The sequence below is a fragment of the Sutterella sp. genome (genome assembly GCF_052272535.1).
Lineage (GTDB): Bacteria > Pseudomonadota > Gammaproteobacteria > Burkholderiales > Burkholderiaceae_F > Sutterella.
Genome location: NZ_DAVZJY010000111.1, coordinates 1 through 7,813, shown reverse-complemented (window position 1 = coordinate 7,813; position 7,813 = coordinate 1). Strand labels below are relative to the sequence as shown.

Sequence of the window (7,813 nt, the reverse complement as noted above, 5' to 3'; positions counted from 1 at the left end):
AGCTTCTCGGCGCGCGCCCAGGCGGTGCGGGCGCGGTCGCGAGCGGCCGCGGCCGACCGGCGCGCGGCTTGCGCCTCCTCGATCTGCCGCCACGAGGTCCGCTCGGCGGTGTCGGCCTCCGAGAGCGCGAGGGCGATGCTTTCGGCCTCCAGAGCGCGCTGCGCCTCCGTCTGCCGGATCTGGGCCTCGAGGGCCGCGGTCGAGAGCTTCACGTCCGTGCCGTCGATCCCGAGGAGCACCTCTCCGGCCTCGACCGTGCGGCCCGCTTCAACGGGGCGCTCGGTGAGCCTCCCGCCCACGGTCTCAAAGGACGCGTGGATCTGGTGGGCCGTCAAGACGCCCGCCTTGAGGCGTTCGGCTTCGCTCACCGCGTCGTTGCGGTTCCCGAGGAAGATGAGAAGCGCCGCGACGCAGCCCGCCGCAGCAAAGCCCGCGATCGTGCGGGCGACGTCCTTTTTCTGTTTTTGTGAAAGCGCCATGATGGTTCTATTAGCCGGCTAAGTTTTTGTTCGAGGAAGAGTTCTCCGCCTGCTGCGCCGGCCGAGGGCGGCGCAGGACGCGATGAAGGAAAGAAGTGAATGAGGTTCAGTGCGCGGGCGGGTCGGCCTGCGCGTTCCCGGGGAGGGGCTTCGCGGCGGGAAGGTGCACGAGCTTTCTGAGGAGCGTGATCATCAGGTCGCGCTCTTCGCCCGAGAGGGTGGACGCGAATTCGGAGATCCGTGCGAAGTGCTTCGGGAGCTCGACGTCGAGGAGCCGCCGTCCTTCGGCCGAAAGCCGCACGTAGGCGACGCGGGCGTCGCGGCGCGAGACCTGCTTGATCACGAGGGGCTTGTTGGCCTTCAACATGCGCGCGACCATCACGGACGTGGTGGCGGTGGAGACGCCCAGACGCTCCGAGAGGTCCACGATCCCGAGTGGCCTGCCCGAGGCGAGAAGCGTCATGAGGAGCGTGAACTGGCCTTCAGAGAGCCCCGCCTCGTCCTGGAGCGCCTTGTAGATCGTCGCGCGGATCACGTCCACGGCGTTGATGAGATGGAGCATCATGTCCACGCCCGCAATGTCGAGTTCGCTCGCGCCTTCGCCGTGAACGCGGCGCAGGCTTTCACGTGCGGGCAGAAGCCGGTGGACGGGATTCATTTCTTGAGTGACCTTCTGTTTTCCTGGAGCCGCCCCGGAACAGGCGCGGGAGTGCGGCGGAAATAATCTAGCCGGCTAATTATATGCACGTCTTGGCCGCCCTGCACGGCCCTTCTCCGGAGGGCGCCGGCAGAGCGGAGGGCGGAGCTCTCTGAAGGAGAAGCGGGCGTTTCCGGGCGAATGGCGCTTGCTAAAATCGCCCGCAGCATTCAACCACTCCAAGGAATCTGCGCGTCCCTGCCGGCCCCGCCCGGCGGGCGCGTTCGTCACGATGAAGAAAGTCCTTCTGATGATTCTCGACGGCTGGGGCATCGGCGGCGGCGCCGCCGACCCGGCCGACGCCATCTCGGCCGCTCACCCCGCCTACATCACGGAACTGAAGCGCCGCTTCCCGCACGCCGAGCTCCTCACCTTCGGCGAGAACGTGGGGCTGCCCGCGGGCCAAATGGGCAACTCCGAAGTCGGCCACCTCAACATCGGCGCGGGCCGCGTGGTCTACCAAGACCTCGTGCGCATCAACCGCGCCTGCGAATCGGGCGCGCTCCTCGAGCAGCCCGAGTGCGCCGCGCTCTTTCGTCACCTCAAGGAGACGAAGTCGGCCCTGCACCTGATGGGGCTCTTCTCCGACGGCGGCGTGCACGCGAGCTTCGCGCACCTCCTCGCCTTCATCGACCTTGCGCGCCGCGAGGGCGTGGAGCGCGTCTACGTCCACGCCTTCATGGACGGACGCGACACCGACCCGAAGAGCGGCCTCGGCTTCGTGAAGACGATCGAGGCGAAGCTCGCCGAACCCGGCGAAACCGCCGTGCTCGCGAGCATGATCGGGCGCTTCTACGCGATGGACCGCGACAAGCGCTGGGAGCGCATCGAGGAGGCCTGGAACCTCCTCGTGAAGGGCGCCGGCACCCCGTCGCGCGACTTCGTGAAGTCCGTTGAGGACTCCTACGCCGCCGGCGTCACGGACGAATTCATGAAGCCCGTGGTGCGCGTGGACGAGGCCGGGAACCCGGTCGGGCGCATCACCAACGGCGACGCCGTGGTCTTCCTCAACTTCCGCAACGACCGCGCCCGCGAGCTGACGAGCGTCCTCACTCAGGCGCCGCAGGGAGCGATGCATCCTCTGGGGCTTTGGTTCGCGACGATGACCCCGTACGACGCGACCTTCAAGGGGCTCCACATCCTCTTTGACAAGGAGAACGTCGTCAATCCGATCGGTGAGTACGTCGCGTCGCTCGGCCTCAAGCAGCTGCGCATCGCCGAAACGGAGAAGTACGCCCACGTGACCTTCTTCCTCAACGGCGGCCGCGAAGCGCCCTTCCCGAACGAAGACCGCATCCTCGTCGCCTCGCCCAAGGTCGCCACCTACGACCTCAAACCCGAGATGAGCGCCCCGGAAGTCTCCGAGAAGCTCTGCGCGGCGTTGCGCGAAAAGAAGTACGACTTCATCTGCCTCAACTTCGCCAACGGCGACATGGTGGGCCACACCGGCGTCTGGGACGCGATCGAGAAGGCCGTGCAGGCGGTGGACAAGTGCGTCCGCGACGTGGTTGAAACCGCGCGCGAGGCGGGCTACGAAGTCGTGCAGATCGCCGACCACGGCAACGCCGACCACGCGAAGAACGCCGACGGCTCGCCCAATACGGCCCATTCGCTCAACCCCGTGCCGATCGTGGTGGTCTCGGACCGCGTCGCGAAGGTGGCGAGCGGCGTCCTCGCCGACGTCGCTCCGACGGTGCTCGACCTCATGGGACTCCCGAAGCCCAAGGAAATGACCGGCGCGTCCCTCGTCGAATTCAAGCGGCGGTGACCCGCCCGGCGGCCCGAAGCAGGCCGCCCGCAGGCGTCATGAAAAAGACCGGAGGCTCTTTTGTCGAGGACCTCCGGTCTTTGCTGAGGTGCGTAGCGCGCCTCAGACCGCACCCGTCTCCTGCGCCGCGCCACGCTCCCGCGGGAGGATCGGCACGATGCGCGCCGCGACCGGAGCGGATGGCGCGGCCCCGCGCTCGAGCGCGGCGCGGGCCTTGTCGTCCGCTTCGTACCCGGCCTCCATAAAGAGCCGCACGTCGTCCAAGGGACTCGCGCCGCAGGTCGTGAGGAAGTCTCCGGAGATCGCCGCGTTCATGCCGATCCGCGCCGCTTCGCACACGGCCCTCTCGGAGAGCTGCAGCCGCCCGCCCGCAAAGCGCAGGTAGGCGGTCGGATTCATGAGCCTCAGAAGCGCCACGGCGACGAGGAAGTCCTCTTCGGGCATCTTCGGCTGGCGCGCGAGCGGCGTTCCGGGCGCGGGATGCAGCACGTTCACGGGAATCGAAGGCACCTCGAGGTCGCGCAGGAGCCGCGCGAGGTGAATGCGGTCGAGGAGCGTCTCCCCCATGCCGAAGAGCGCGCCCGAGCAGACGTCGAGCCCGAGTTCCTTCGAAGCGGTGAGGGTTTCGATCTTCTCGTCGATCGTGTGCGAGGTGCAGACCTCGGAGAAGAACTCCCGCGAGGTTTCAAGGTTGCAGTGAATGCGCACGACCCCCGCGTCCTTCAGGGCCGCAAGGTCCCTGCGCGAGAGCAGGCCGAGCGAAACGCAGACCTCGAGCTGCGGATGCGCGGCCTTCAGGGTCCGGATGCGCGCGCAGAGCTCACGGACCTCGCGCGCCGAGGGCTTGCGGCCGCTCGTCACGAGCGAGTAGCGCGTGACGCCCATCGCTTCGGCGCGCCGGGCGCCGCGTTCAACGACGTCGTCACCGACCACCGGATGGACCTTGACGCCCGGCACCGGCCAGTGGCGCGACTGCGCGCACCAGGCGCAGTTTTCCGAGCACCGCCCGGACTTGGCGTTGACGATGCCGCAGAGGTTGAAGACGCGGGGCGCACTGCGGCGCGTCACCGCCTCGGCCGTGTCGAAGAGGTCTTCGTGGGGACGGGCGGCGAGGGAGAGCGCCTCCTCGTCGGAGAGGATGCGCCCGGAGGCGACGGATTCGAGGAGTTCGTGAAGGACGGGCATGGACGGGGTTGCTCCAAGAGGGAAACTTCTTCGAGTCTAACGGCGGAATTCCTCCCGCCGCCTCCCGTGATCATCGGCCTGACGGACTATGAGCGCCTCCCGCTTGACGGGCCGCACGAAAGGTTGGAGGACTGCCTCCCTCTCCTTCCGGTTCGGACCGCTGGAGGGCCGCGCCGGCGCCTCCCGGACGAGGCGTTCAAAACCGCCCGCACCCCTGCGCCGCCCGCGGGAGTGCAAAAGACGGCAAAAACATGCTTCCACCCTAATGCTTGGGCGGAAGAACGGCGTCTGAACAACTATACTTCTGCGATTCACTGCGCCCGGCCCGTCCGCTTTGAGGACCGGCCGGGACCGCCTTCACCCGCTCCGCCCCTCGTCCTGACGAACGTCGTGCCGCCGGAGCGTTGAGATGCGGTCCGCCCCTCGGGCGCAGACAGACCAACAACAATTAAGGACGTGCCGGGCCGCAGGGCCGCCATCCCGCTTGGGGTCCGCACGCCTGCAGAAGGAATCGACTGACGATGGCTCAATTCAATACGGTGCAGGAAGCCCTTGAAGACCTCCGCAAGGGCCGGATCATCCTCGTCACGGACGACCCGGACCGCGAGAACGAAGGCGACTTCATCTGCGCCGCGGAATTCGCTACTCCCGAGAACATCAACTTCATGGCGACCTACGGCAAAGGACTCATCTGCATGCCGATGTCGGCCGAGTACGCCGAGCGGCTGCAACTGCCGCAGATGGTCGAGCACAACACCGACAACCACTCGACCGCCTTCACTGTCTCGATTGACCACGTGGACACGACGACGGGCATCTCCGCCTTCGAGCGCTCGGTGACCGCGATGAAGTGCGTCGAAGAGGGCGCCCGCCCCGAAGACTTCCGCCGCCCCGGCCACATGTTCCCGCTCCTCGCGAAGAAGAACGGCGTGCTCGAGCGCAACGGCCACACCGAGGCGACCGTGGACCTCTGCCGCCTCGCGGGCCTCAAGGAAGTGGGCCTGTGCTGCGAGATCATGAAGGACGACGGCACGATGATGCGCACCCCTGAGCTCGTCGAGCTCGCCCGCGCCCACGACATCAAGTTCATCACGATCAAGGACCTGCAGGACTACCGCAAGACCTACGAGAAGCTCGTGGACCGCGTCGCCGAGGTGAAGATGCCGACCAAGTACGGCCAGTTCCGCGCCTTCGGCTTCGTCAACCGCCTCAACGGCGAGCACCACGTCGCGCTCGTCAAGGGCGAGGTGGGCGACGGCGAGGAGATCCTCGTGCGCGTGCACTCCGAGTGCCTCACGGGCGACTGCTTCGGGTCGCTGCGCTGCGACTGCGGCCAGCAGTTCGCCGCCGCGATGACGCAGATCGAGAAGGAGGGCCGCGGCATTCTCCTCTACATGCGCCAGGAAGGCCGCGGCATCGGCCTCATCAACAAGCTGCGCGCCTATGCGCTTCAGGAGCAGGGTCTCGACACGCTCGACGCGAACCTCACGCTCGGCTTCAAGGGCGACGAGCGCGAGTACTTCACGGGCGCGCAGATCCTGCGCGACCTCGGCGTAAAGACGATGCGCCTGCTCACGAACAACCCCGACAAGGTCTATCAGCTCGCTGAGTTCGGCATGAAGATCACCGAGCGCGTGCCCATCCAGGTGGATGCGACCGACTACGACCTCGCCTACCTGAAGACGAAGGCCGCGCGCATGGGCCACATGCTCGACTTCGAATAATCGGCCCCGCCCGCTCGAGCGAGGAGCGGCGCCGCACTGAAGTTGAAGAAGCCCGGGACGCAGGTCCCGGGCTTTTCGTCTTCATGAGCCGCCTCATTGGTGCGGGCGCACGTCGACGGTGCGCCCCGCCCTTGCGGCTAGTCCTTCAGGTCCGCATCGGTGAAGACGTACCCGCCGTCGGCGAGCGGATAAAAGCCCGTGAGCTTCTCGGACTGCGCGGCGATGATCTTGTCCACCACGAGGAAGACCCAGGGCGCGTCCTTCCAGACGGTCTCCTGCGCCTCGTCGTAGATCTTCGCCTTCTCGGCGCGGTCGGTCGTATGAAGCGCCGCCGTGATCGCCTGATCCACCTTGGGATTGGAGTAGAAGGCAAAGTTGAAGTTCGTCGGCGGGAAGCTCTCCGTCGCGAGAAGCGGCCTCAGGAGCCAGTCGATCTCGCCCGTTGAAGACGACCATCCCCAGGTCGCCATCTCGAGCTTCGAGGTCTTGACGCCCTCGGTCTGCATCAGGGTCACGCGCTGTCCGCTCTCGAGCGCCTGGATGTGGAGCTTGATCCCGAGGGGGGCGTACTGCTGCTGGATGAACTGCAGCAGCTTCATGTAGACCGAAGCGTTCGAGGCCGCCCAGAAGGTCGCCTCAAAGCCGTCGGGATAGCCCGCCTCCGCGAGAAGCGCCTTCGCCTTCTTCAGGTCGTAGGGCCACACGCCGAACTGCTTGGCGTAGTCCACGCCCACGGGCGCGACGCCCGTAGCCGGTGTGGCGAACCCTTGGTAGACCACCTTGCAGAGCGCCTCCTTGTTGACGGCGTAGTTGAGGGCCTGCCGCACGCGCACGTCGCTGAAGGGCTTCTTCGTCGTGTTGAGATAGATCTGCCGCTCGACGATCGAGGGTGCGAGGATCACCTTCACGCCCTCGGTCTCCTGGAGCACCTTCACGGACTCGGGCGGCACGATGTCCACGTAGTCCGCCTCGCCCGTGCGCATCATCGCGGTGCGGGTGCTTCCCTCCGGCACGGGCTTCCAGGTGATGCCGTCGAGCTTCGGGAGCCCGCTGCGCCAGTAGTTCGGGTTCTTCTTCACGACGAGGTATTCGGCCGGGTTGTAGCGCTCGAGCAGATAGGGGCCGGTGCCGCAGGGATGGAACGCGATGTCGGTCTTGTCGTTGCCGAGAATCTTCGGGCACATCATCACGCCGCTCGGGTGCGCGAGCTGGTTGATGAAGGCCGAGAACGGCTCCTTCAGGTGGAAGACGGCGGTGAAGTCGTCCTTCACCTCCACCTCCTTGATGTTCTTGTAGAGCGTGTAGCGGTTGAGGTGCTTACTGGGATCCGTCACACGCTCGAAGTTCGCCTTCACGGCGGCGGCCGTGAAGGGCGTGCCGTCGGAGAACCTCACGTCGCGCCGCAGCGTCACCGTGTAGGCGAGACCGTCCTTCGAGACGGTGTAGCCGGTGGCGAGCACGGGCACAACCTTCATGTCCTTGTCGAAGCCGAAGAGTCCTTCATAAAAAGACTTGGCGACGTTCTGCGAGAGCGTGTCGCCCGCGTCGTAGGGGTCGAGCGTCGTGAAGGCGGTATCCACGACGACCGTGATCGACTTCGCCTCGAGGGCGCCCGAAAGAGTGGAGAGACAGAGGCCGGCAGAGAGAAGTGCGACTGCGGTGCGGGAGAGATGCGGCATTTTTTGAACGCTCCGGAATGAGGGGACGTCGTTCCGGCCACACCGACTGCGGCCGGGAACGCCCCTTCTTCTCCCAAGAGCATGATCCGTACCAACCCGAACTCCGCCTCTAAGACGAAGGCGAAGCGCCCGGAGAGCCGAGGAGCTCTCCAACGCGTCCGGAGCGCGGATCAATCCATCAGAATGCGGCGGCCGCGCGCCGCATTCTCACCGACGCCCTATTCCTTCAGCAAGATCCGCCAGGAACCCTCGCCCGTCAGGGCGGGGAGGAATGGCGGCAA

The 7,813-nt window shown here is 66.3% G+C and carries 5 protein-coding genes and 1 pseudogene; 2 read left to right on the top strand and 4 right to left on the bottom strand.

The window, feature by feature from the left end:
* Window positions 1-479: pseudogene (locus ACT6Y9_RS06815) on the bottom strand (HlyD family secretion protein); the annotation flags it as partial.
* Between the two features lie 106 nt (window positions 480-585).
* Window positions 586-1,137: a MarR family winged helix-turn-helix transcriptional regulator gene (locus tag ACT6Y9_RS06810; RefSeq protein WP_443743973.1), complete on the bottom strand. Its 552-nt coding sequence runs from the start codon at window positions 1,135-1,137 to the stop codon at window positions 586-588.
* A gap of 271 nt (window positions 1,138-1,408) precedes the next feature.
* Here ACT6Y9_RS06810 and gpmI point away from each other — a divergent pair, with 271 nt between their 5' ends.
* The gene (gene gpmI / locus ACT6Y9_RS06805; protein WP_443743972.1) at window positions 1,409-2,944 is read left to right on the top strand and encodes a 2,3-bisphosphoglycerate-independent phosphoglycerate mutase; all 1,536 of its coding nucleotides are present in this window, start codon (window positions 1,409-1,411) and stop codon (window positions 2,942-2,944) included.
* Window positions 2,945-3,046: 102 nt separating this feature from the next.
* Here gpmI and bioB read toward each other — a convergent pair whose 3' ends face one another.
* Window positions 3,047-4,129: a biotin synthase BioB gene (bioB, locus tag ACT6Y9_RS06800; RefSeq protein WP_443743971.1), complete on the bottom strand. Its 1,083-nt coding sequence runs from the start codon at window positions 4,127-4,129 to the stop codon at window positions 3,047-3,049.
* A 521-nt stretch (window positions 4,130-4,650) separates the two neighbouring features.
* Between bioB and ACT6Y9_RS06795 the strand changes: the two genes are divergently transcribed.
* On the top strand, window positions 4,651-5,853 hold the full coding sequence (locus ACT6Y9_RS06795) for a bifunctional 3,4-dihydroxy-2-butanone-4-phosphate synthase/GTP cyclohydrolase II (protein WP_443743970.1): 1,203 nt from the start codon (window positions 4,651-4,653) through the stop codon (window positions 5,851-5,853).
* Window positions 5,854-5,990: 137 nt separating this feature from the next.
* Here the strand turns inward: ACT6Y9_RS06795 and gsiB are convergent, their stop codons facing one another.
* Complete coding sequence (gene gsiB / locus ACT6Y9_RS06790; protein ID WP_443743969.1) at window positions 5,991-7,532, bottom strand: glutathione ABC transporter substrate-binding protein GsiB; 1,542 nt, start codon at window positions 7,530-7,532, stop codon at window positions 5,991-5,993.
* Window positions 7,533-7,813 lie beyond the last annotated feature (281 nt).

Bases quoted from the DNA above. Each gene is read 5' to 3' on its own strand.
- ACT6Y9_RS06795 (WP_443743970.1), top strand. From the start codon at position 4,651: ATGGCTCAATTCAATACGGTGCAGGAAGCCCTTGAAGACCTCCGCAAG.
- gsiB (WP_443743969.1), bottom strand. From the start codon at position 7,532: ATGCCGCATCTCTCCCGCACCGCAGTCGCACTTCTCTCTGCCGGCCTC.
- bioB (WP_443743971.1), bottom strand. From the start codon at position 4,129: ATGCCCGTCCTTCACGAACTCCTCGAATCCGTCGCCTCCGGGCGCATC.
- gpmI (WP_443743972.1), top strand. From the start codon at position 1,409: ATGAAGAAAGTCCTTCTGATGATTCTCGACGGCTGGGGCATCGGCGGC.
- ACT6Y9_RS06810 (WP_443743973.1), bottom strand. From the start codon at position 1,137: ATGAATCCCGTCCACCGGCTTCTGCCCGCACGTGAAAGCCTGCGCCGC.